Genomic DNA, 24,818 nt, shown 5'->3' on the forward strand with positions numbered 1-24,818 from the left:
TACTTGAGCAACTACCGATAATTTAAAGCCTAAATTATAATCCCGTTGTGTACGCTTCTTCCTTGGTTCTTCTGAATGTGTCATAAATAAGTCTAAATTACGTCAACTTATTTCAGGACGAGACATTATAATAAATAAAAAAGCGACTCCGTAGAGTCGCTTTTTATTTATCTGTAAAAATCTAAAATTATAAAGAACTTTCTCCAAGCAGTTCTGAAATTTTAGTTTCTAGTGCTGGACCTCTCAAGTTCTTTGCAATTACATTTCCTTTTTCATCGATAATAAATGTCGCAGGAATTGATCGCACTCCGTATGCTTTTGCTATTGGATCTTGCCAAAATTTTAAATGAGAAACATGATTCCACTCTAAATTATCTTGATCAATTGCAGTAGTCCAATGATCTTTTTTTCTATCTAATGAAACACCAATAATATTTAAACCTTTATCGTGATATTTATTGTAGACTCTAACCACATTTGGATTTTCAGCTCTACAAGGCTTACACCAAGATGCCCAAAAATCAATGATAGTGATTTTACCCATAGACTCTTTTAGAGATACCATTTTCCCTTCGGGATTTGGAGCAGAGAAGTCTTCAGCTTCACTGCCAATATCTATTTTTCCTATAGATGCTGCAATAAGACGATCTAGGTTCCTTCCTAATCGCGATGTTTTTAGCGTATCTTGTATAGTACCATAAATTTGTTTTACTTCTTTAGCAGGAACCGCCTTTAGATTAAGAAGATCAGTAAGTGCCATAACGGCAACTAAAGAATTAGGGTTGTTTTCAGCTATTTCTTTTCTAAAACTATTCTCGTCAACTCTTATCTGCTGTAGATCTTTAGATAATTTGATAGCTTTATCAGTTTCTTTTAACTTGGATGCTATTTGGTACTGATTGCTTAGATCTTGCCTTAGTTTTCCAAAAGATGTCATTTTCTTAAGGTAGCTAAAGAATAGTTCATTTTCTGGACCTCCAGTTATTACCGAAGAACGCAAACTATCTTTGTAAATCGTCATTTTTAAGGGATTATTTTCTGCTAAAAACAATACATTATTCGGTATTCCTTTAAAAGTCAAATAGTTGAAGTCGTTATCTTCTACCACTGGTAGTGCCATCTTAAACTTACCATTCTGTATAGTAGTAGAATCTATAATTGTAGGGCGATTCGAGCGATTAATTGCATTTACATATACCGTTACTCCATCATCAAATCCTTCAGTATTTGCGGTAATTGAATATCCCTTTTCTTCTTGTTTGCAGGCAACAGATAGTACCAAAAGAGCAAGCAATGCTATTTTTTTCATTCTAGATAATTTTTGGATTGGTAAAAATATGTAATATGCTCTTTAAACCCCAAAAATTAACTTTTAAATATCAGTAAATGTTAATTTTTTTCATCGTAATTTCAATAAAAACATAAATAAACAACATAAGCTGTAACAAAAACAGGCTTTTGAAGTCTAATAATAATGCATCACTTGGGGGTATTATTGGTTATATAGAAAACTTTTAGGGTTTCATGTCCTAATGAAAAGGTGTTATTCGTCTTCAAAATTAGAGAAACTGCTTATTATTGATTTAATTTATTGTTAATGCAGTCATCAAGTGAGTTAGTTTTGTATTATTTTTGTTAAACCACCGTAAATAAACTGTTATGAACGTACTAGAGCACGATTTTCCCTTAGATATTAGGATAAGTTTCTCTTTGTTCTTCGATCAGTATAGAGAGTTCTTACACAGTGAAAATAAATTGCTTCGGGACAGAGCACAAAGTGTTTTGAAGATTGCCGAAGAGTACCCAGAATTGGAAGAGGGAATTACTTCCGAACAACGAGTACAGGAATTACTACCACAAATTGAATTAGTGCTAGAGGATTCTTTCTCGCAAATATTGCAGAAAAATGAGATTAAAATAGCAACTATTCCATTTCATAATACAGTTTTGAAATCCACAGAGCGTTACAAGAATATTGTCAACGCGGCGGGATATGATTTCGAACCTCAAATCAAAAATTTAAGCGAAGATCATTACTATATTATGGGATGTAGTATTATCCTTGGGCAATACTACGGTTATAAGATCGATTTTCGAAGACCGTTTTTTTACGATATTCCAGATGCTTCGGGAATTATGCGTCATTATAGAATTCTGTATAACGGTGATTTTATTCAGATCGAAAAAACAGACAAGGCTATCGAAATTACCGAAGAGGATGTTGCAATTTTGATAGACAATTTTGATAATGTTGAGATTTGGAAGGAAAAATTTCCTCCTAATAGTTGGGTTTTTAAAGGGATCGTTATTGCAAACTTATTTGATGCGACTGCAGATGTATCCTTGTCCGAATTTAAAACTAGTTTATTAAAATACGATAAAACACAAGGAGATTTTATTGGGACTTTCCAGAATATATTTCGAGGTATTTTTAATCTTCCGGAAATCAAAGTAGGTTTTTCTAATTATAATGAAGAGGAACGAGTGTTAGAACGTGTTCCTTTTAAGACTATCGATAGTTATGTGCTCTACGATAAGTTTTCTGATTGTTGTGAAACAGCATTATGTAAGGGGACCTATCAGAGTTTGTTTGAAAAATCAGAAGCATTTGCTATTTCGGATGTTACCAAAACACATACGGCATATCCAGATGAATTAATGTACTCTAATTTAGCAAAGCAAAATATAAAGAGTGCGATTATAGCACCCATTGAAGACAATGGTAAATTGTTAGGAGTCTTGGAGATCGTATCTCCTAATAGTAGAGAACTAAATAGTATCAATGCCAATAAACTTCAGGACATAATGCCATATTTGGTAGATTCTGTATTACGTTCGAAAGCAAAAGCTGAAGATGAACTAGAATTGGTAATACAGCAAGAATGTACTGCAATTCACCCTAGTGTGTATTGGAAGTTTAGGCAAGAAGCCAAACGTTTTATTTTAGCTAAAGTAGAAGAAAACCCTACTTCATTTCAGGAAGTTGTTTTCGACAATGTCTATCCATTATTTGGCCAGATTGATATCAAAGGATCTTCAGAAGCTAGGAATGGATCTGTTCAGAAGGATTTAATATTGCAATTAAAAGCAATTGACAAAGTAATTAATAAGGTTGTAGAAATAGATCCACTACCTATCTACGAACAAATTAAGTTTAGAATAGATAGCTATATAGATTCTGTATCTAATCAGTTGCAGGTAGACACGGAACAAAAAATACTTAATTTCATCAAGAATGAAATCAAACCTTTGTTTAAGCATTTGAAAGGAACAAATGTAGCTCTTGAAGGTTTGATCAACCAATATAATAATTCACTTGATAAGAACACTAAGATGCTTTATAAGCATAGAAAAGCTTATGATGAATCTGTAATGTTGATTAATAAGAAAATGGCAGCATTACTGGATCAGAAACAGGTGGAAGCTCAGAAAATGTACCCTCATTATTTTGAAAGATTTAAAACGGATGGAGTAGAACACAATATGTATATTGGAGAATCTATTACCAAGCAGGATAGTTTTAACAAGATATATCTCTATAATTTGCGATTATGGCAATTGCAGGTAATGTGCGAGATGGAAAATGAGTATTATCAGCTCAAACAAGATTTACCAGTTCCTTTGGATGTAGCCTCAATGGTCCTGGTTTTTAATGCTTCATTATCTGTGCGATTTAGAATGGATGAAAAGCGTTTTGATGTAGATGGAACTTATAATGCTCGTTACGAAGTAGTGAAAAAACGAGTAGATAAGGCATACATCAAAGGAACAAATCAACGTATTACCGAAAAAGGGAAGCTAGTAGTTGTGTATTCTCAAAGAAGTGATGAACAAGAGTATTTGAAGTATATCAGTTTCCTTCAATCCAAAAACTATTTGGAAGATGATGTTGAGATTGTTGAGCTAGATGATTTACAAGGAGTAACAGGACTCAAAGCTCTGCGAGTAAATATTCTTTATAATAAGAGTAAAGAGGATAAAGAATACTATACCTATGATGATCTAATGAAAGAGATCAACAAATAATTAATTCTTGTCTTACTTATTGTAGCGTATTAAAAGCAATTACAAAAGAGATTGAAGAGGTGATGAATCCTATCATAAATACGGTATACGTTATTCTTAGTATCTTGTATTTTTTGTGTAGCACTTTTCCTAAGAAATATAAATCTTTAATCATAGTGTCATAGATATATTCCTTATCATCCATTAACTCATGCATCGCCCATTTGTATTCATCTAATGGCATCTTATGAAAATTACCAAAGAATAAAAGGTTTACTTTTTTTTCCTCAATTTCTTTACGTGTAAACTCACCTCCTGTAACATTTGGTCGTGTCGCGAGTACTGATAATAACATGGAAATAATACTAAACACTATAAATATAAGTGTGGGATAAATTAGATATTGGTTGGATGGATTGTCTAGTTTAGGAATTAAGTTAGACAATGCCAATGAGATGATAATTGCATTTACAGATAGTAAAATATTGGCTTTGGTATCTGCAATATCACTTAACTTTAAATGATTTCTTAGCGTGACTCTAAAAAGTGTTTGAATTCCTTTTTCAGGGCTTTCTTCTTTAACCAGTTTTTTTAACTTTTCTTTTTTCTTTTTTTTCTTCAGAGCAGCTTGTTCGTTTAATATTTCCAGCAAATGTCTTTCTTTTTTGGGTTGCCAATTTTTTATAGCATAGTCTGTATAATATTCGTGCTTGTTTTTTAGGAAATCGATATTAATTTTTAACCAATCCTTTCTGCTATATTTTTCTTTATGATGATGTTCAAATTCTTGTCTAAGGAAATCGCTAGTTTCTTCAAAATATCCTTTGGCTAAATGAGAAGCATCTGCATCACGGATAATTTTCTCAAGCAAATCAGTAGGCTCATGATCCATTTTAGTAGCCCTTATTAATTTAGAAACCTTATCGATGACTTCTTGAGGGGCGTTCTGTTCTTTTAAGAAATTTTCGGAAATACTAACACTGTGTTCTTCATGATTATCAAGGCTTTCTGAATATCCTGTATCGTGTAATAAAGCGGTTAATAATAATATGAACGCATCTTCTTCAGAAATACTGGTACTGTCAATAATTTCTTTTGTACTTTTAAATACTCTTTTGGTATGAGTGTAATTATGATAGATGCAAGTTTCAGGAAGCTTTTTAGTAAAAAGTTCAGAAACGAAATTATCAGTTTTTTCAACTAATGTGTCCATATTATAATTTTTCAATAACCAAAATAATTAAAAAAAATGAATGTACTCCATTATGACTAAAAATATACAGACGTTCTTAATTATCGGCTTATTATTATTAAACTCTTGCGCAACATATTCTCCTCAATATTTAGACGAAAATTTTCCTGAAAAATTACCAGATAATGAAATTGAAAAAACTTTCTATCTAATTGGGGATGCTGGAAATGCATCTTTAGGAGAAAGTACTCCAGGTTTAGAAGCGCTACAACAAATTCTAACTAAAGAAAATACCCAAGATGATTATCTGATCTATCTAGGAGATAATATTTATCAAAAAGGCATGCCGGAGAAAGATGATGCGTCAAGAAAATTGGCAGAACATCGAATAGATGCGCAGATAGATGCCGTAAAATCTTTTGATGGTGAAGTGATTTTTATACCAGGAAATCATGATTGGTATAACAACGGTGTAAAAGGTTTGCAGAGACAAGAAAAGTATATAAGAAAGAAATTGGATAGTAAAAAAGCCTTTTTGCCATCTAAAGGTTGTCCGATCGAAAGTATCGAGATCGGAGATAAAATTCAGTTAATTATATTGGATACTCAATGGTACCTCGCAGATTGGAATAAAAATCCAACCATAAATGATAATTGTGAAATAAAGACAAGGGATAAGTTTTTTAGTGAAATTCAGGGTGAGTTTAAAAAACACAATGGTAAGACTGTTCTGGTAGCCATGCATCATCCAATGTTTACAAATGGGCCACATGGCGGTAAATATAGTTTTAAGAGTCATATATTTCCATCTAAAAAGAAAATACCACTACCAGTATTGGGATCTTTGGTAACTCAAATAAGATCACAAGGCGGAGTATCTCCACAAGATAGATATAATGAAAGTTATAATAAACTGATGAGACGTTTGTCTACAATGGCTAGAGATAATGAGCGAATTATTTTTGCGTCTGGGCATGAACATTCATTACAGTATATAGATAGCGAAGGATTAAAGCAGATTGTTTCTGGATCTGGCTCTAAGAAATCAGCAGCTTCTTTGGGGAAGGACGGATTATTTTCATATCCAAATCAAGGTTTTGCCATATTGGATGTATATAAGGATGGATCGTCCAACGTTCGTTTTTATGGAAATGAAGGAGGCAAAGCAACATTGGTATATCAAACAAAAGTTCATGAAGAACCCGAACAATATGAGATTGGGAATTTAGGTAATTTTTTTGAGAACGAAATAGAGGCATCTATTTATAATAAAGATGAAACTACAAAATCTAATTTTTTCCAATCCTTATGGGGAGATCATTACAGGGAAGTATATAGTTCAGATATTAAGATTCCAATTGTTACACTAGATACATTACTTGGAGGTTTTAGTATTGATAGAAGAGGAGGAGGTCAGGTTACTAGATCCTTGAGATTGGTGGATAGCACAGGAAAGAGATACAGTTTACGTGCTATGAGAAAGAGTGTTACCCAATTTTTACAGAAGGGAGTTTTTAATGATACCTATCTAGAAGATGATTTTGATGATACGTTTACTGAAGAGCTATTAGCAGATTTTTATACTTCTAGCTATCCTTATGCATTTCTGGTGGTAGGCGGATTAGCGGATGCGATAGGAGTGTATCATGCTAATTCTAAAGTATATTATATGCCTAAGCATCCAGCTTTGGGAGCTTATAATAAGGATTTTGGTGATGAAATGTATTTTCTGGAAGAAAGACCTGGTAAAGAACACAAGGATCTGGCCTCATTCGGAAAACCAGATGATATTGAAGGAACAGATGATTTACTAAAGAATCTGAGAAAAGATGAAGAGTATCAGATGGATGAACCCCATTACATTAGAACCAGATTATTTGATATGATCTTAGGCGATTGGGATAGACATTCAGATCAATGGAGATGGTCTCGTTTTGATTCAAAAGATAAGAAAATGTATCGTCCTATACCAAAGGATCGTGATCAGGTGTTTTCTAATTACGATGGAGGTTTATTAGATGTAATCAAGTTTATCGCTCCTCTTACAAGAAAGTTCCAAGTATATAGTGAAGAATTAAAAAATATCAGATGGATTAATGAGTCTGGGATTCGTTTAGATCGGACATTTGCGCAAAAATCAGATAAAAAAATATGGTTAGAACAAGCTGAGTATATCAAACAAAATCTTACTGATGAGGCTATTGATCAAGCATTTAGAAACTTGCCTGTAGAACTTCAGGATGCTACGATAGAAAGGATAAAAGGCTATCTTAAAAAGAGAAGAGATGATGTAGTGGATATTGCGGGTAGATATTATGATTATCTATCGAAGCAAGTGATTATTAGAGGTACAGATAAAGATGATCTATTTGAGATTATAAGAGGAGATAATCAAACATTAGTAAAAATTTCTAGAATAAAAGATGGTGTGCCACAAGAACCATTTTATGAGAGAACTATTTTTTCGAAAGAAACGAAAGAAATATGGATTTATGGATTGGACGATGATGATCAGTTTAAGGTTACTGGAAAAGGGAAAAACCCAATTTATACCAGAATAGTTGGTGGTCAGAATAATGATGTATATACGATAGAAAATGGAAGAAAAATACGTGTGTATGATCATAAATCTAAACCAAATACAGTAAAGAAAAAAGGAGGTGCAAAATTTATTTTTAGTAATAATTATAATCATAATACATATGACTATAATAAGTATATTGATAAGACCAATACGTTAACTCCATTGATAGGCTTTAACCCAGATGATGGAGTAAATATTAACGTAACCAATGTTTATACCGTTAGAGGATTTAATAATAATCCTTATCAAAGCAAGCATACAATAAAGGGCGCATATTATTTCGCTACCGAAGGTTATGACCTATCCTATAATGGAGAATTTGTTAATGCTATTGGTAATTGGAGCTTGAGAGTTGGAGGAAAGTATACAAGTGAGAATTTTGCACAGAACTTTTTTGGTTTTGGAAATAATACCATCAATTTAGACGATGATTTGGGATTGGATTTTAATAGAGTAAAAACAGGGATTTGGGGACTTAATCTGGGAGTTTCGAAAAATGGTTTTTATGGAAATAAACTTACGATAACTACATCCTACGAAGGTGTAGAAGTACAAGACTCTGCTGGTAGATTTATAACTTCTGGACTTGATTTTGTAACAGAAGATGTTGATTTTTTTGAAAGAAAGTTCTTTGCAGGATTGGATGTAGATTACGAATATAAAAGTTTTGATATCCCTGCTAATCCAACAAGAGGTATGTTGTTTTCACTAAATGCAGGTTCTAAAATGAATCTGGATGATACTGATAGAACTTTTGGATATGTAAAACCTAAATTAGGATTTTATAATGCGATTACAAAAAATAGAAAATTAGTATTAAAAACAGATGTACAAGCTGCTTTTATGATTGGTGATGGTTTTGAGTTTTATCAAGCAGCCACCTTAGGAGGTATTAATAGTCTAAGAGGATTTAGAGAAGAACGTTTTACAGGTGATAAAGCTTTAGCATTTAGTGGTGATCTAAGATATAGTTTTAATAAGTTTAAAACAGGTTTATTACCACTACAGTTTGGAATTTATGGAGGTTATGATATAGGGAGAGTATGGTTCGAAGGAGAAGATGTAGATGTATGGCATGATTCTATAGGTGGTGGTTTTTGGATCAATGCTGTAAACGCCGTTGCGGGACAGTTTAATTTATTTAATAGTGATGATGGTTTACGTTTTACCTTTGGATTAGGATTAAGTTTTTAAAAAAACCGCTTGTAAATTCATACAAGCGGCTTGGGCTACTATCTATCTGATTCCTAATTAAAAGTCGCCCTGAATACTTGATATATTATTGTAGGAGTTAGGTTGAGAATTCATTAAAACTGTTGGATTTTCAATTGACTTGTAATAGAAATAGTTATCCGCTACAGCATTATCGGTCTTTTGTAAAGAGGGTTTCATGATGATAACTGGCTTTGCTGATAAATCGGTAGCAGCAACGATAGGGTTGTCATAAGAGCCAGATGCGATAACTCTCGAACCATTTTCTATACTAATAATGATTTCATTGTTTTCTGGATTCTTTAGAGTTACCCCTTCTTCTATGGTTAAGGTGGCACTGTTAGTAATAAGAATTTCGTTAGGAACAAGATAAGTAGTGTTAGCCTTAAGGATAGTACTACTAATTATTGGACTTTTGATTTTTTCGAAATTCTCCTGACTAAAATTAAAATTGGGGACTAAGATTAAAATAAAGCATAATAGGGGTAGGTAATTTTTGATCATAATTTATATTTTGGGATATTTGTAAGTTATTTCCTTCTAAATTATGAAAAAATTAACAAAAATTACTTTTTAACGATGTTTTTTAACTTTTTAATCCAATTTATGACTGTTGATAACTTTGTTTTATTGGTTTATTTTTGTAGGAAAATTACTAATAATAAGGGTTTGCAGAAGAAATAGATTATAAACAAAAGTTTATTATTGTTAATAACTTTTAGCGTAACTCGTTGTGATGTTGGGCTTTATGAAGTCTTTAAAGGAAAGTGTAATGTAGTAAGAAGTAAGAAGCTCCAGATATAAGATGCGAAATATCAGGAGCTTCTCGGTTAAGAGACAGCTTTATTGTCTCTTATAATTTTCATATTAAAATAAATTAAAAAAAGTCCAAGGTAGTTCTTGGCACCTCATTAACCTTATTTTTAGAAGTTTTAGTATTAGTTTGAGTAATGTTTACTTTTGAATTATTGGGTGTTTTTTTTATTTCGATCTTGGTATTTGTGTTCTTCTTTGTTTCTTTTGTAATAACTTGTTCTGTGGTTGTAGTTTTAAGAATATCAGGAGGAACTTTTAAATTCTTAGTGATACTTTGTTGAGAAAATGCTGTGCCTGTAAGTAATGTAGATAACAACAAAACGTAAGCTGGGGCGGCTTTCATATATAAATAAGTGTTTGGGGTTTTTCAATGGATGACTATGCGTCATACACTAGCTAAATTAGGAATAAAACTCATAAGAATAACTAATAAAATATTTGAAACCAGTATTTTAGGTTGTTTATTTGTTGAAAAGTAAGTTTTGTATTACTTTTTATTTTTGTTAATGCCTATTTTTATTGTTTTTGTCGACAAAAGGTTAAAGCTTTGGTTTAAGTGTTTAAATGTTAATAACTTTTGTAAGAAAATTGAAAAGCAAAATATTTAAATGCTTTTGATTATTTAGAAGTATATTTTTATGGAAAATTTACATTTGTTTACAGATAGATTAGAACTTAGATCGGTTGAGGTGTCTGATCTCGCTAATATACATCGGTTGCTTTCCATCCCGGAAGTCGACGAGTATAATGCTTTAGGTATCCCAACAAATACAGAGGTAACAGAGGTCTATCTTAATGAATGGATAGATAATTTCAGATATAGAAAGGAATTTGTTTTTGCTATTATGCTAAAATCCACCAAGACATTTATGGGGTTAATCTCATTAATTGTTGGAAACCCCAAATATAAGATAGGGTCCCTTTGGTATAAGTTAGATCCACAATTTTGGTCTAAGGGATATGCAACGGAAGCAGTTGGTGAGGTTTTAAAATTTAGTTTTCAAAAAATGGAATTACACAGGGTGGAAGCCGGTTGTGCTATTGCTAATATAGGTTCTGTGAGAGTTTTGGAAAAATCTGGATTGGTAAGAGAAGGGCATAAGAGAGAAATACTACCGTTAAAATCGGGTTGGTCCGATACTTACGAGTATGCGATTTTGGAAAAAGATTGGATCACTCGCTAGTTTTAGTTTAATTGATATTTATATAAAGCTCCTTTTGTTTTTTTTCGTTTTTCATCCACTATAAGTAATGTAGAATCTGTTAAGAAACAAATTCCTTCTTTTTGTGAAAAATGATTGAGCTTAATCTTTTTGATCTTTCCTCCAAAGAAGTCATCGCCTTTAAAATCTGACAATATGAAAATCTTATTATAGGTGAGAAGCGCAATTGTATCTCCATTATAATTTATTGCCGCAGAACTGATAAAACAATCTCTAGCATCATCACATATTGTATAAGTATCTATCAATTTAGCTTTTTGCTTGCCTGGTTTATCTTGTAATTTGTAGAGCTTGGTTTCGCCATTAAATTTACTACCTCGATTTTTAGTGAATAGATAGAAGCTTCCTTCATTATAAAAGAAAGCTTCTATATCAAAATTTCTTTTCTTCTTAGAAGGAGGAAATTTCTTTTGATCTTCTAAAAAGAATTCTATTGTTGAAACTTTTATCTGTTTATCCTTAATACCAGACACCTTATATATGGTAAGATCTTTTCTATCATTATTGTTATTGCCAAAATCTCCAATATAAACATTGTTATTATGGTCATATGCTAGATCTTCCCAATCTACATTTTTGCTATTTGGTATTTTGATCTCCTCTAGAATTTCACCTTTTTGATTGAGTAAGAATACAACATTTTCATTTCCAGAATCATTAACAGCATATAGATTAGATTCGCCTTTTATATATGTAATACCTGATATTTCGTGCAAAGTACTTGACAAATGATCTATCATTATAAGATCTGTGTCATTCTTTTTTTGACAACTTACCGATAAGGTACAGCACAGTAAGAAAATACAAATATTACTTTTATACATATAATTATTTTATGAAGTTTGATTCCAAGCATCTAACATCCAACTTGTTTTTTCAAGATCTGCAATATACGTGCCAGTGATATCCAAAGTTCCATCATCTTCTGCTTTTTCAGCTTCTTTAGTAACTAACTTCAATTGCTTTAAAATGATATCATGATCTTCCAAAATAGATGTTACCATTTCTTTATCGGATAAATCACTACTCGCTTCTTTTATGGAAGATTTCTTTAAGAAAACACTGTAATTACTCACAGGTTTAGCTCTTAGCGTTAAGATTCGTTCTGCAATTTCGTCAATTTTTAATTTCGCGTCTTCATAAAGCTCTTCAAATTTTAAATGTAATTCAAAAAAGTTTCGTCCGGTTACATTCCAATGGAAGTTTCTTAGTTTTTGATAATATAAATGATAATCAGCTAATAAGATATTTAAGGAATCTACGGTTTCTTTATTAATATTTTTCATAGTTTTTGTTTATTGGTTTTTTGATTTCGATACAAAAATACTATGATAATGAATTGTTATATAGATGATGTGATAGTTAGTAGTAATTATACTATTGGTTAAATCGATTTTCGATTTCGTTAAGAACGAAATCATAATAATCTACATCATGAGGGACATAGTCTTTTTTCTTTATTGGTTGTACTAGCTCTTTTTTTAGCCGAGTCATCGGGATTAGTTTAATGCTATGAACTTCCTCTTTTTGTATGTTAAGATCTTTAATAGACTTAGTTAATCGAGTCAAATAAATATAATGAAATTCATTATCAATGATCACAGGATTTGGTTTTTTCTCGGCAAGGTATTTACCAATAAATTCTAAATCAGCACTTGCAATAGTGTAACCTATTTCTTCTTGTATTTCTCGTAATGCTGCATTTTCTGGAGATTCTCCAGTACCAATATGTCCAGCAACAGATATATCCCATAAACCTGGATAAGTATCTTTATCCAAGGCACGTTTTTGAATCAATACTTCACCTTCATAAGTGTATAACCAAACATGAACACTACTATGATATAACCCTAGTTTATGTGCCTCTGATTTTAATCGAACTTCACCAGTGAAAATTCCTTCTTCGTTAAGAATGTCTATAAATTCGTCCATGATTTTGATAATACAATAAAGTTATCTTTTATTAATGAATATCATGGGATTTTGGCAAACAAAATGAATAAAATATAATTCATATCTAAAATTTGTTGCTAAATTAATATATTTATGCTAAATAAATATATATGAAAATTACTTCTTGTCCAAACTGTAATTCTGAAGATTATATAAAAAGCGGGATTGTAAATAATAGGCAGCGATTTAAATGCAAATCTTGTGGTTATTACTTTTCGGTAAACAAAATTGGAAAGAAAATAGATGATTATTATGTTAACAAGGCTTTGCAGTTGTATTTAGAGGGATTGACGTATCGTGAAATAGAACGTATTCTCGGTATTTCACATGTAAGTATCATGAATTGGGTTAAAAAATATAATATTAAACGGCCTTATAATTCGAACTATCATCCGACCTATAAAATTCTCAATGCTTCTGAGTTATCGGATTATTTTAAAGATGTACGAAACTTATCAGGCGCAGGGGTTGTTGTAACTGAATTAGGAGATAAGTTTATGCTTATTAAATGGGAACGTTTTAGAGATTAGCTATAATAAATTAACATATAAATATATTAGTTTTTTCTTAACTACTAGATTTTAGGAGATTAGTATCGCGCACAAAATCAAATTATTACTAATCTAATCTTTTAAACTCTATGAGAAAACAACTAATCATACTGGTAGTTTCTATATTTCTTACACTCCAGTATACGTACTCTCAGGGTTCGCCAGATTATACTGGTGGACTGAAGGTAAAACTGAATGAAGATGGTACCAAATACTTTAGAATTATATCATGGGCTCAATTTTGGGCAAGATACCAAGATGAGGTTCCCGATGATGTAAGTAACACAAACATGAGCATTAGAAGAGCTCGTATTTTAACCTATGCTCAGATCAATAAAAGTTTTTTAATTCTTACTCATTTTGGACTTAATAGTTTGAATGCAAATAACCAAAGTCCTTTAGGGCGAGGAGAAGAGTCTCAGCTTTTTTTTCACGGAGTTTGGGGGCAATACAATCTAAACGCTAAGCATGCTATAGGAGCAGGGCTTCATTATTGGAACGGAATATCAAGACTTAATAATCAGAGCACTCTAAATATTATGACTCTTGATAATAATCGACAATCATGGGCAACGATAGGGTTGTCGGATCAATTTGCAAGACATATTGGTATTTATGCCAAAGGCGCTTTTGGAAAACTTCAGTATCGAGTATCTATTAATGAATCAGGAACTAATAATTTACAAGAGGCTACGGATCCAGCTCCAGATGGTCCAGCAGTATATGCGGGTAGAAGATTACTAGGTTCTAAAGATGCAGGGAAAAACTTTGCAGGTTATTTCGATTATCACTTTTTTGATCAAGAGTCTAATTTCCTTCCATATAAAGTAGGTACCTATTTAGGAGGTAAAAAGGTTTTTAATGTGGGAGCTGGTTTTTTCTTTCACCCAGAAGGCAGTGTAGTAGCAAACGATACTGGAGAATTAGAAGGTGAAGATGTAGCTATTTTTGCAGTAGACGCTTTTTATGATGCTCCTTTAGGAGAAAATGGATCAGCAATTACTGCTTATGCAACTTATCAAAATAATGATTACGGAAAAAACTTTACCTTAGGACAAACCTATGAAACAGGTTCCATGATTTACGGACATGTTGGTTATGTTATCCCCAATAACAATAAAAAAACCAAGTTTCAACCTTATGCTTCTTTTAACAGGAGATCGATAGATGCAATTGATGATAATGCCACAACTTTTGGAGTAGGTGCAAATGCTTATTTCAGTGGACATCATTCTAAAATTACTATTGAGTATTTAAATACAAAATACGGGGATAATGATGCGCAAAGTTTTGTTACCCTGCAAGCGATGATTTACTTATAAAATATAAAGTTATGACTGATAAACAAAAAGCTGTTGCCTATTGGAAACAAAACCTAAAATACCTGATAGTTCTTCTTATTATTTGGTTTGTGGTCTCCTATGGAGCAGGAATACTCTTTAAAGACGAATTAAACAATATAAGATTAGGAGGATTTAAACTTGGTTTCTGGTTTGCTCAACAAGGCTCTATTTACACTTTTGTGATTCTCATTTTCGTTTATGTGCGATTGATGAATAAACTGGACAAAAAATATGGTTACGATGAGTAATCTTAATACTAACCAAAAAAATATATTATTATGAGCGTTCAAGTATGGACATGGATTTTAGTAGGGATTACGTTTGCCCTGTATTTCGGGATTGCTATATGGGCCAGAGCAGGTTCGACCAAAGATTTTTATGTAGCTGGTGGAGGTGTTTCTCCGCTTGCTAATGGGATGGCAACTGCAGCCGATTGGATGAGTGCAGCTTCGTTTATTTCTATGGCAGGCTTGATATCTTTTATGGGATATGATGGTTCTGTTTTTCTAATGGGATGGACTGGCGGTTATGTGTTATTAGCACTTTTGTTAGCTCCGTATCTCCGTAAGTTTGGAAAATTTACAGTTCCCGATTTCATAGGGGATAGATATTATTCAAATACCGCCAGAACTGTGGCAGTGATATGTGCATTAATTGTCTCATTTACGTATGTAGCTGGACAAATGAGAGGTGTAGGTATTGTGTTTTCTCAATTTTTGCAGGTTGATATTACTTTGGGAGTTATCATAGGAATGGCTGTGGTTTTAGTATTTGCCTTTTTGGGAGGAATGAAAGGAATCACGTATACACAAGTAGCTCAATATTGTGTATTGATTTTTGCCTTTATGGTTCCGGCATTTTTTATCTCTATGCAAATGACAGGAAATATCATTCCACAGATAGGAATGGGTGGTACAGTTGAAGACGGGACATATTTACTTGAGAAGTTAGATGCGTTGCATACTCAACTAGGTTTCAATGAGTATACCGATGGTTCAAAATCAACCTGGGACGTGTTCGCAATAACACTGGCCCTTATGGTAGGTACCGCTGGATTGCCTCATGTGATAGTACGTTTTTTTACAGTTCCTAAAGTAAAAGATGCTAGAAAATCAGCAGGGTTAGCCTTACTGTTTATTGCTATTCTGTATACCACGGCTCCGGCTATTGCAGTTTTTGCTAGAACTAATTTAATAGAAACGGTAAGTAATAATCCGTATAAAGAAGTTCCAGAATGGTTTAAAAACTGGGAAAATACTGGGCTTATTGCTTGGTCAGATAAAAATGGCGACGGGAAAATACAATATGTAAATGGAAGCGCTACAGAAGGTAAACCAAAGTACACTGGGGAAAGAGGCGTAAACGGCGAAAGATTGGTTTCCAATGCTAGTGGCTCTGAAAATGAGTTATATGTAGATAGAGATATTATGGTTTTAGCAAATCCAGAAATTGCAAATTTACCTAATTGGGTAGTAGCGCTAGTTGCTGCAGGTGGCTTAGCTGCCGCATTATCAACTGCAGCTGGCTTGTTATTGGTGATTTCTACTTCTATTTCTCATGATCTTATTAAAAAACAAATCAAGCCAAATATTTCTGAAAAAGGAGAACTTTTGGCTGCTAGAATTAGTATTCTATTTGCTATTATCATTGCAGGTTTGTTCGGGATATATCCTCCTGGTTTTGTGGCAGCTGTTGTGGCATTAGCATTTGGCTTGGCCGCAGCTTCATTCTTTCCAGCAATTATTCTGGGTATTTTCGATAAACGCATGAACAGACAGGGCGCGGTAGCGGGAATGATTGTGGGAATCACCCTCATGTTAATTTACATGGTAGTATATAAAACAGGATTGATCGGTGTTATGGAACCTAGACCAAAAGAAGAATGGTGGTTTGGTACATCTCCAGAAGGTTTTGGTACTATTGCAATGATTGTAAATGTTGTCGTTTCTGTAATCGTTTCTAGAATGACTCCAGAACCACCAAAAGTAGTACAAGAAATTGTTGAAGATATAAGAATCCCTAGTGGAGCTGGAGAAGCTTCGCATCATTAGATTTGATTTTAGTAGAATACGGTGCTATAATTTTAGTTATGGCACCGTTTTTTCCTAACTTTATAGAGTGAGTTCAAAAATGAAGAAAAGACATCAGCAAAAACTTATCATCCTTTCATTGGTGCTGTTTTTATTATGGAACGTTCCGTTGGTACTAATTTTTGACAATTCCGATGAAGTCTTCGGTTTCCCAATGATCTATTTTTTTATTTTCTTGATATGGATATTGGCAATTATCATTTCTTATATCATCTTACATAGGCACTATGAATAATTATCTTTTGATATCTATCATAATCGTCTATTTGACTTTTTTATTTCTAGTAGCCTTTTGGGCAGAGAAGAACTCAAAAAGCAAATGGGTTAATAATCCATACATTTATGTATTATCTTTAGCTGTATATTGTTCTGCTTGGACATATTACGGAAGTGTGGGGATTGCATCGCAATCAGGAATTAGTTTTCTTACTATTTATCTAGGCCCTGTGATATCTATTCCGTTATGGATTCTCGTAATGCGTAGGGTTATCAGAATTTCAAAGCAGCATAAGGTCTCTAGTATTGCAGATTTTATATCACTGCGATATGGTAATAATCGTTTTTTAGGTGCCTTAGTAACCATAATTTGTGTTTTTGCCATAGTACCATATATTTCGCTCCAGCTTAAAGCTATCTCCGAAACCTTTGAAATTATTACCGATGAGACTAGTTACAATTCTACATTAATTGTAGATGATTCTACTTTTTATATTGCGGTGCTTTTGGCAATTTTTGTTGCTTTTTTTGGAACGCAAGCAGCAGACGCATCTCAACATAGAAAAGGAATCATGACTACAGTAGCAGTAGAGTCTATTATGAAGTTAGTTTTTTTTCTTGTGATCGGGATTTACATCACCTTTTTTATGTTTGATGGTACAAAAGATATTTATGATCAAGCTTCTGCACTCGGGAATTTTGAGAAAATCACCTCTTTTAATGGGTTAGAATCTGGTTTTAACTGGATGTTTACGATCATGCTTTCCTTTTTTGCCATTTTCCTGCTTCCTAGACAATTTCACGTTGCAGTGGTCGAAAATGACAGAGAACGGTATTTAAAGAAAGCGATATGGATGTTTCCTTTATACCTCTTATTATTTAACATATTCGTGATTTTCATAGCATGGGCAGGAAATCTTAGTATTTCAGGAGAGGTAAATCATGATTACTATACCTTATTACTGCCATTGCAAAACGGAAATATTATCTTAGCATTATTGGTGTTTCTTGGAGGATTCTCTGCAGTGATATCAATGGTAGTTGTGTCGACTTTGGCATTATCTACCATGGTAAGTAATAACCTTATTATTCCCTATGGGTTTTTGGATAAATTTTTGAAAGGAGATCCTGAACAAAATGAGAAGTATATCAAAAATATTAGACGTATCTCAATATTTACCTTAATTATTGCGGCATACTTTTTCTATATCAACTTTTCATATGAATTGTCATTATATTCTATTGGTCTAATTTCATTCGCTGTGATAGCTCAATTAGCACCTTCTTTTTTTATGGGGCTTTTCTGGAATCGGGGTTCTGCAAGAGCAGTTAAAATTGGAATGATTGTAGGTGTTTTTATTGTAATATATACGTTAATCCTACCACTTATTGTTACTGTACTTACAGAAAATGACCTATTTGTAGAAAATGGATTATTCGGAATAGAACTTTTAAAGCCATATGCATTATTTGGTTTAGATTTTTTAGGGCCAGAAGCGCATTCCTTTTTTTGGAGTATGTTCTTTAATACATTAAGTTTTTTAATTATTTCCTTGCTGTCTAAAGGGAATTATAGAGAACGAAATTATGCGGAAATGTTTGTGAATAGCAGTAATTATGCGAATTTACAAGATGGTGCCTTTGTATGGAAAGGAGAAGCTTTTATCTCTGATATAAGAAATATGTTGAATCGTTTTTTAGGAGAAGAACGAACGGAAAAAGCGCTGAACTTATTTTATTTGAAGTATGGAATCTCCAAAGAAGAAGAAATGGCTGATGCTAGATTGATTAAGTTTTCAGAAAAACTTTTAACAGGAACTATCGGTAGTGCTTCTGCACGTATATTGATAGGTAGCGTAGCTAAAGAAGAACCAGTAAGTTTGCTAGAAGTTCTAAAAATATTAGAAGAATCAAAAGAAACTATAGCAGTAAATAAAGCACTTCAGGAAAAGTCCGAAGAGCTTACAAGACTTACCGAAAAATTAAAAACAGCTAACGAAGAACTTTTAGAACAAGATAGAATAAAAGATGAATTTTTAGATACGATTGCTCATGAACTTAAAACTCCTGTCACTTCAATCAAGGCGGCTTCAGAGGTTTTAACAGATGATGATGATATGCCAGAGGATTTAAAAAGTAAGTTTTTGGAAAATATAGTTACAGATTCAGATAGATTAACGAGATTAATCCATAATATCTTAGATCTCGAAAAATTATCTAAAGGACAAGAGCATCTCGAAATGGAGCCTAGAGAGATTCATAAAACTATAGATAAGGCGATTCATGGGATAGAACAGATTGCAAAAAACAAAGGAGTGGAGCTAATCCATAATCATGGGTATCAAATACAGGCGAATTATGACGAAGATAGAATAATTCAGGTATTAACAAATTTGTTATCTAATGCGCTCAAGTTTTCAGATGAAAAAACAGGAAAGATAAAGGTGCAGGTCCGTCAGAAAAGACAAACCGTAGAAATTATAGTAGAAGATAACGGAAAAGGCATTCCAAAAGAGGAAATGAATTATATTTTTGATAAATTTTACCAATCAAAATATCAAAATATAAAAAAACCTGTAGGCAGCGGGTTGGGGTTGGCAATCAGTAAGAAAATTGTTGAAAGTCATAATGGAAAAATCTGGGTAGATAAAAAGTACAAAGAAGGTGCCCGTTTTTTATTTACCATACCCAAATGAGCAAACCTTAGGTGAATAGCTTAACATATGAAAAAGATTTTAATTGTAGATGATGAACCTAATATTGTAATGTCACTAGAATATACCTTTAAAAAGAAGAATTTTGAAGTGTTCATCGCTAGAGATGGAAGTGAAGCATTGCAGATAGCTGAAGAAGAGATTCCTGATATAGTATTGTTAGATATAATGATGCCCAATGTTGATGGTTATGAAACTTTAAAAGAGATAAAGAACAATAAAAACCTTAAGGATACCAAAGTTGTATTTCTTTCAGCAAAAAATAAAGCTACGGATATAGAAAAAGGTTTAAGTATGGGAGCTGACAAGTACCTTACCAAACCTTTCTCGGTAAAAAAATTGGTAGCAGAAATAAATGAATTATTGAATTAACTTTTGATGTTGTGCGCAAACAACGAGGATTTAATTTAGATAAGTAAAAATGAAAATACGTTTAAAACCATTGGTATCTGATATATTTATTAGTGTTTACGTGTTAATCTCTTTGTTTCTAAGGTTTTTAGTGGAGATGAAAACACAAATAAGTGCAGCATTCTATAGTCATAGGATTTTGTGTTATAGTCATTTTATGGGTTTTGATACGATTAAAATTTTACAACCCAAATTGGTTCGGATTATTTACATCAAATGATTAAACAAATAAAAATTAATTTAAAGAATATAAAATATACCAACAATGAGTAATTATCACATAAAACATCTTGAAGAATATTATCAAGTTTATCGAAAATCTGTGCGTGATCCAGAAACTTTTTGGGCAGAAATAGCCGAAGAACACTTTATGTGGAAAAAGAAATGGGATAATGTATTAAGCTGGGATTTTACCAAACCTGAGGTTAAATGGTTTGAAGGGGCAAAGTTGAATATTACCGAAAATTGCATCGATAGACATCTTCAGAATAGAGGGCATAAAACAGCAATCCTCTTTGAGCCTAACGATCCGGAAGAAGATGCACAACACATTACATATAAACAATTACACGAAAAAGTATGCAAGTTTGCTAATGTGTTGAAAGAGCAAGGAGTGCAAAAAGGAGATCGTGTTTGTATTTATCTACCGATGATTCCTGAGCTTGCAGTATCGGTATTAGCCTGTGCACGTATAGGGGCTATTCATTCGGTAGTATTTGCTGGTTTTTCTGCTTTGGCATTATCCACGAGGATTAATGATTGCGAAGCAAAAATGGTGATTACCTCTGATGGTTCTTATAGAGGATCTAAAACGATAGATCTAAAAGGTATTGTGGATGATGCTTTAGAAAGTTGTCCTGGAGTAAGTTCTGTATTAGTAGCCAAAAGAATTAACTCTGATATACAAATGAAGAGTGGTCGAGATCATTGGTTACAACCGTTACTTGACAAGGCTAATAAGGATTGTGTTCCTGAAGTTATGGATGCTGAAGATCCTTTATTTATTCTGTATACATCCGGATCTACAGGAATGCCAAAAGGTATGTTGCATACTACTGCTGGATATATGGTGTATACGGCTTATACTTTTAAAAATGTATTTCAGTATAGGGAGAATGATATTTATTGGTGTACCGCAGATATAGGTTGGATAACTGGTCATTCTTATATTGTGTATGGTCCTTTGGCAAATGGTGCAACTACAGTAATGTTCGAAGGAGTACCTTCTTATCCAGATTTTGGTAGATTTTGGGATATTGTTCAAAAGCATAAAGTTACTCAATTTTATACTGCGCCTACTGCAATTCGTGCTTTAGCGAAAGAAAACCTAGATTATGTGACCAACCATGATCTTTCTAGTTTAAAAGTATTAGGTACTGTTGGAGAACCCATTAATGAAGAAGCTTGGCACTGGTATAATGATCATGTAGGAGAAAAGAAATCTCCAATTGTTGATACTTGGTGGCAAACTGAAACTGGAGGTATTATGATTTCACCAATTCCTTATTCCACACCAACCAAACCTACCTATGCAACATTACCAATGCCAGGAATACAACCAGCGTTAATGGATGAGAATGGTTTAGAAATAAAGGGAAATCAGGTAGACGGGCGTCTTTGTATAAAATTTCCATGGCCGTCAATGGCAAGAACAATTTGGGGCAATCATCAACGTTATAAAGAGACCTATTTTTCTGCATTTGAGAATAAATATTTTACGGGAGATGGTGCATTAAGAGATGAGGTGGGATATTATAGAATAACAGGTAGAGTAGACGATGTGATCATTGTTTCTGGTCACAATTTGGGTACTGCTCCTATAGAAGATGCGATAAATGAACATCCCGCTGTTGCCGAATCTGCTATTGTTGGGTTTCCTCATGATATAAAAGGAAATGCATTGTACGGCTATGTAATTCTAAAGGAAACAGGAGAAAATAGAGATCGGAACAATCTAAGCAAGGAGGTGAATCAACAAATTACAGAGCGAATTGGTCCTATTGCTAAACTGGATAAAATTCAGTTTGTACCAGGTCTTCCTAAAACTAGGAGTGGAAAAATTATGCGAAGAATTTTGAGAAAGATAGCATCCAAGGATACATCAAATCTTGGAGATACTAGCACGCTTTTAAATCCAGAAGTGGTTCAGGAAATTATAGACAAAGCTTTATAACAGGAATAGAGAAAAAAAAGAGCCTCGATAATTGAGGCTCTTTTTTTAAATGAATTATTTTTTTGATTTTGTTTTAGCTTTAGAAGCAACTGTCGGTGTTGCGAAATAACTAAAAGTTTCACCAGCTTGTATATTTAGAAGACTTTCGTAAATCAATCGGATTACGTTTTCTACATCATCTCTATGGACCATTTCTACTGTAGTATGCATGTAGCGAAGTGGTAAAGAAATTAAAGCTGAAGCTACACCTCCATTACTATAGGCAAATGCATCAGTATCTGTTCCTGTCATTCTACTAGAAGCCATTCGTTGAAACGGAATTTTTTTCTTCTCAGCTGTATCTATTAAGAGTTCTCTTAATCTATTCTGAACAGCTGGAGCATAAGAAATTACAGGGCCATCACCAATTTTGGTTTCACCTTGAGTCTTCTTGTCAATCATAGGTGTAGTAGTATCATGGCAAACATCTGTAACAATAGCGACATCTGGTTGAATAGTATGGGTTATCATTTCTGCTCCTCTAAGACCAATTTCTTCCTGTACGGAATTAGTAATATAAAGACCAAAATCTAGTTTGTCTTTATTCTCTTTGATTAATCTAGCAACTTCTGCAATCATAAAACCGCCCATTCTGTTGTCTAAAGCGCGACATACAAATTTATCCTTGTTTAGTATAAAAAACTCATCAGGATAAGTGATAACGCAACCTACATGTACACCTAGTTTTAGAACTTCTTCTTTGGTGTTACATCCTACATCTATACAAATGTTATTTAGTTTTGGAGGTTCCTCTTTAGCACGATTTCTTGTATGTATTGCAGGCCAACCAAACACACCTTGCACAATACCTTTTTTGGTATGTATGTTTACACGTTTAGAGGTAGCAATTTGATGATCACTTCCACCATTGCGGATTACATAAATAAGACCATTATCAGTTATGTAATTTACATACCAAGATATTTCGTCAGCATGGCCTTCTATTACCACTTTATATTTAGCTTTTGGGTTTATAACTCCAACAGCAGTACCATAAGTATCTGTAATAAATTCATCAACATATGGTTTTAGATAGTCCATCCAAATTTTTTGTCCTTCCCATTCATAACCAGTAGGTGCTGCATTATTCAAATACTTTTCAAGAAAGGTCAAAGACTTTTTGTTTAGTATACTTTTTTTAGCCATTTAAATATTTTTGTTTTGTACGAAGTTAATAATATTCACAAAGATTTTACAGTTTGCTATATGTTTATTGTTAATTTTGGAACGATTTTAGAAGCCTAAAAAGCATATGCAGAAAAATTTACTGTACATATTAGTTGTTTTTTTTCCGTTGACAATATTTTGTCAAAAGGAAATAGATTCTTTAAAAATTGATTCTACTAGCTATGTGCAGTATTATATTATAGAAGGAGATACTATTCCTCATGATGCAATTGATCTTGATGAGGTGGTCATATTGGGCAAATTAAAGTTTAAAGACAGATTGGCGAGAAGAAAATATCTAATTCTTAGACGTAAAACAAGAAAAGTTTATCCATATGCCAAACTAGCTTCTGATAGATTAATAGCCTTAAATCAAAGGTTAGAAAATATTGAGTCCAAAAGAGCTCGGAAAAAGTATATAAAAATACTTCAGAAGTATATGGAGGAAGAGTTTACAGCCGAACTAAAAAAAATGACACGTACCGAAGGTCAAATATTGGTTAAGCTCATACATAGACAAACAGGAAAAACAATGTTTGACTTAGTAAAAGAATATCGGAGTGGATGGAAAGCATTTTGGTATAATAGTACGGCTAATCTTTTTAATATATCTCTTAAAGAAGAGTATGACCCTATTAATGTAGAAGAAGATTATTGGATTGAGGATATTTTACAAAGAAGTTTCCAATCTAATATCTTAGAAGAACAAAAGACTGCTTTAGATTTTAGTTTTTATGATTTAAGAAATAAATGGACGGATACTATTAGGACTACTAACCTAAAAAAGTAATTTTTTTAGTTTAAGTATATGTGTCGTATGAATCGTAATTATGAATACTCTTTTAATTGTCTTTCTAGAAATAATATAAGTTAATGTATAGTTAGGATGTTCTTAATACAAAGAATTGTTAGTTATTACATCTAAAAAAAAGGATTTTAAAAACTTTTTACTTTCTATCTTCATTAATTTTAGTATCTTCGCTTTCCAACTTTTTAAAAATCAGGTGTTTTACAAAAAGGTTAAAAAATAGTTGTATTTTTTTGTTGTGGAAAAGAAAAAGGGTTGTATGTTTGCACCCGCAAAACGGAATAAGTTTTGAGAGTTCATTGAGAGAGTTTGGTTTTTTTG

At 32.8% G+C, this 24,818-nt stretch carries 19 protein-coding genes; 11 read left to right on the forward strand and 8 right to left on the reverse strand.

Translation table 11 applies throughout. The annotated features are described in order from the left end of the window. Window positions 1–187 precede the first annotated feature (187 nt). Complete coding sequence (locus ACWNT5_RS23930; protein ID WP_299610519.1) at window positions 188–1,309, reverse strand: TlpA disulfide reductase family protein; 1,122 nt, start codon at window positions 1,307–1,309, stop codon at window positions 188–190. Window positions 1,310–1,659: 350 nt separating this feature from the next. Here ACWNT5_RS23930 and ACWNT5_RS23935 point away from each other — a divergent pair, with 350 nt between their 5' ends. Then, the gene (locus ACWNT5_RS23935; protein WP_299610521.1) at window positions 1,660–4,026 is read left to right on the forward strand and encodes a GAF domain-containing protein; all 2,367 of its coding nucleotides are present in this window, start codon (window positions 1,660–1,662) and stop codon (window positions 4,024–4,026) included. 16 nt (window positions 4,027–4,042) lie between these two features. On the opposite strand, the gene ACWNT5_RS23940 is transcribed toward ACWNT5_RS23935, so the two are convergent. Beyond that, a complete protein-coding gene (locus ACWNT5_RS23940) occupies window positions 4,043–5,218 on the reverse strand; it encodes a Pycsar system effector family protein (RefSeq protein ID WP_299610523.1) in 1,176 nt (391 codons plus the stop codon). Window positions 5,219–5,270: 52 nt separating this feature from the next. Here ACWNT5_RS23940 and ACWNT5_RS23945 point away from each other — a divergent pair, with 52 nt between their 5' ends. Next, window positions 5,271–8,975, forward strand: coding sequence for a metallophosphoesterase (locus tag ACWNT5_RS23945; protein WP_456518814.1), 3,705 nt, complete (start codon window positions 5,271–5,273; stop codon window positions 8,973–8,975). A gap of 57 nt (window positions 8,976–9,032) precedes the next feature. Here ACWNT5_RS23945 and ACWNT5_RS23950 read toward each other — a convergent pair whose 3' ends face one another. Further along, on the reverse strand, window positions 9,033–9,497 hold the full coding sequence (locus ACWNT5_RS23950; RefSeq protein ID WP_299610526.1) for a hypothetical protein: 465 nt from the start codon (window positions 9,495–9,497) through the stop codon (window positions 9,033–9,035). 373 nt (window positions 9,498–9,870) lie between these two features. Next, window positions 9,871–10,152 carry a hypothetical protein gene (locus tag ACWNT5_RS23955; RefSeq protein ID WP_456518815.1) on the reverse strand — a complete coding sequence of 94 codons (282 nt, stop codon included), beginning with the start codon at window positions 10,150–10,152 and terminating at the stop codon, window positions 9,871–9,873. A gap of 295 nt (window positions 10,153–10,447) precedes the next feature. Here ACWNT5_RS23955 and ACWNT5_RS23960 point away from each other — a divergent pair, with 295 nt between their 5' ends. After that, window positions 10,448–10,993, forward strand: a complete 546-nt coding sequence (locus ACWNT5_RS23960; protein ID WP_456518816.1) for a GNAT family N-acetyltransferase — start codon at window positions 10,448–10,450, stop codon at window positions 10,991–10,993. A gap of 2 nt (window positions 10,994–10,995) precedes the next feature. Here ACWNT5_RS23960 and ACWNT5_RS23965 read toward each other — a convergent pair whose 3' ends face one another. From ACWNT5_RS23965 to ACWNT5_RS23975, 3 genes are all read right to left on the reverse strand, one after another. After that, on the reverse strand, window positions 10,996–11,772 hold the full coding sequence (locus tag ACWNT5_RS23965) for an SdiA-regulated domain-containing protein (protein WP_456518817.1): 777 nt from the start codon (window positions 11,770–11,772) through the stop codon (window positions 10,996–10,998). 93 nt (window positions 11,773–11,865) lie between these two features. Next, the gene (locus tag ACWNT5_RS23970) at window positions 11,866–12,318 is read right to left on the reverse strand and encodes a Dps family protein (protein WP_299902768.1); all 453 of its coding nucleotides are present in this window, start codon (window positions 12,316–12,318) and stop codon (window positions 11,866–11,868) included. Between the two features lie 91 nt (window positions 12,319–12,409). Then, a complete protein-coding gene (locus tag ACWNT5_RS23975) occupies window positions 12,410–12,964 on the reverse strand; it encodes an NUDIX hydrolase (protein WP_456518818.1) in 555 nt (184 codons plus the stop codon). A gap of 131 nt (window positions 12,965–13,095) precedes the next feature. Between ACWNT5_RS23975 and ACWNT5_RS23980 the strand changes: the two genes are divergently transcribed. The 7 genes from ACWNT5_RS23980 (at window position 13,096) to acs (ending at window position 22,483) form a co-directional block, all read left to right on the forward strand. Beyond that, complete coding sequence (locus ACWNT5_RS23980; RefSeq protein WP_456518819.1) at window positions 13,096–13,515, forward strand: transposase; 420 nt, start codon at window positions 13,096–13,098, stop codon at window positions 13,513–13,515. 110 nt (window positions 13,516–13,625) lie between these two features. Further along, window positions 13,626–14,858, forward strand: a complete 1,233-nt coding sequence (locus tag ACWNT5_RS23985) for a hypothetical protein (RefSeq protein ID WP_299902777.1) — start codon at window positions 13,626–13,628, stop codon at window positions 14,856–14,858. An 11-nt stretch (window positions 14,859–14,869) separates the two neighbouring features. Further along, complete coding sequence (locus ACWNT5_RS23990; protein WP_299610544.1) at window positions 14,870–15,127, forward strand: DUF4212 domain-containing protein; 258 nt, start codon at window positions 14,870–14,872, stop codon at window positions 15,125–15,127. A gap of 30 nt (window positions 15,128–15,157) precedes the next feature. Then, window positions 15,158–16,930, forward strand: a complete 1,773-nt coding sequence (locus ACWNT5_RS23995) for a sodium:solute symporter family protein (protein WP_299902780.1) — start codon at window positions 15,158–15,160, stop codon at window positions 16,928–16,930. A gap of 266 nt (window positions 16,931–17,196) precedes the next feature. Continuing rightward, on the forward strand, window positions 17,197–19,881 hold the full coding sequence (locus ACWNT5_RS24000; RefSeq protein WP_456518820.1) for an ATP-binding protein: 2,685 nt from the start codon (window positions 17,197–17,199) through the stop codon (window positions 19,879–19,881). Between the two features lie 27 nt (window positions 19,882–19,908). Next, a complete protein-coding gene (locus ACWNT5_RS24005) occupies window positions 19,909–20,271 on the forward strand; it encodes a response regulator transcription factor (protein ID WP_456518821.1) in 363 nt (120 codons plus the stop codon). Between the two features lie 304 nt (window positions 20,272–20,575). After that, entirely contained in the window at window positions 20,576–22,483 is a 1,908-nt protein-coding gene (gene acs, locus ACWNT5_RS24010; RefSeq protein WP_456518822.1) for an acetate--CoA ligase, read from the forward strand. A 54-nt stretch (window positions 22,484–22,537) separates the two neighbouring features. Here acs and ACWNT5_RS24015 read toward each other — a convergent pair whose 3' ends face one another. Continuing rightward, window positions 22,538–23,668, reverse strand: a complete 1,131-nt coding sequence (locus ACWNT5_RS24015; RefSeq protein WP_456518823.1) for a M42 family metallopeptidase — start codon at window positions 23,666–23,668, stop codon at window positions 22,538–22,540. A gap of 106 nt (window positions 23,669–23,774) precedes the next feature. Here ACWNT5_RS24015 and ACWNT5_RS24020 point away from each other — a divergent pair, with 106 nt between their 5' ends. Continuing rightward, entirely contained in the window at window positions 23,775–24,479 is a 705-nt protein-coding gene (locus tag ACWNT5_RS24020) for a DUF4294 domain-containing protein (protein WP_299610559.1), read from the forward strand. Window positions 24,480–24,818: the final 339 nt, after the last annotated feature.

The sequence above is a fragment of the Aquimarina sp. 433 genome (genome assembly GCF_054054605.1).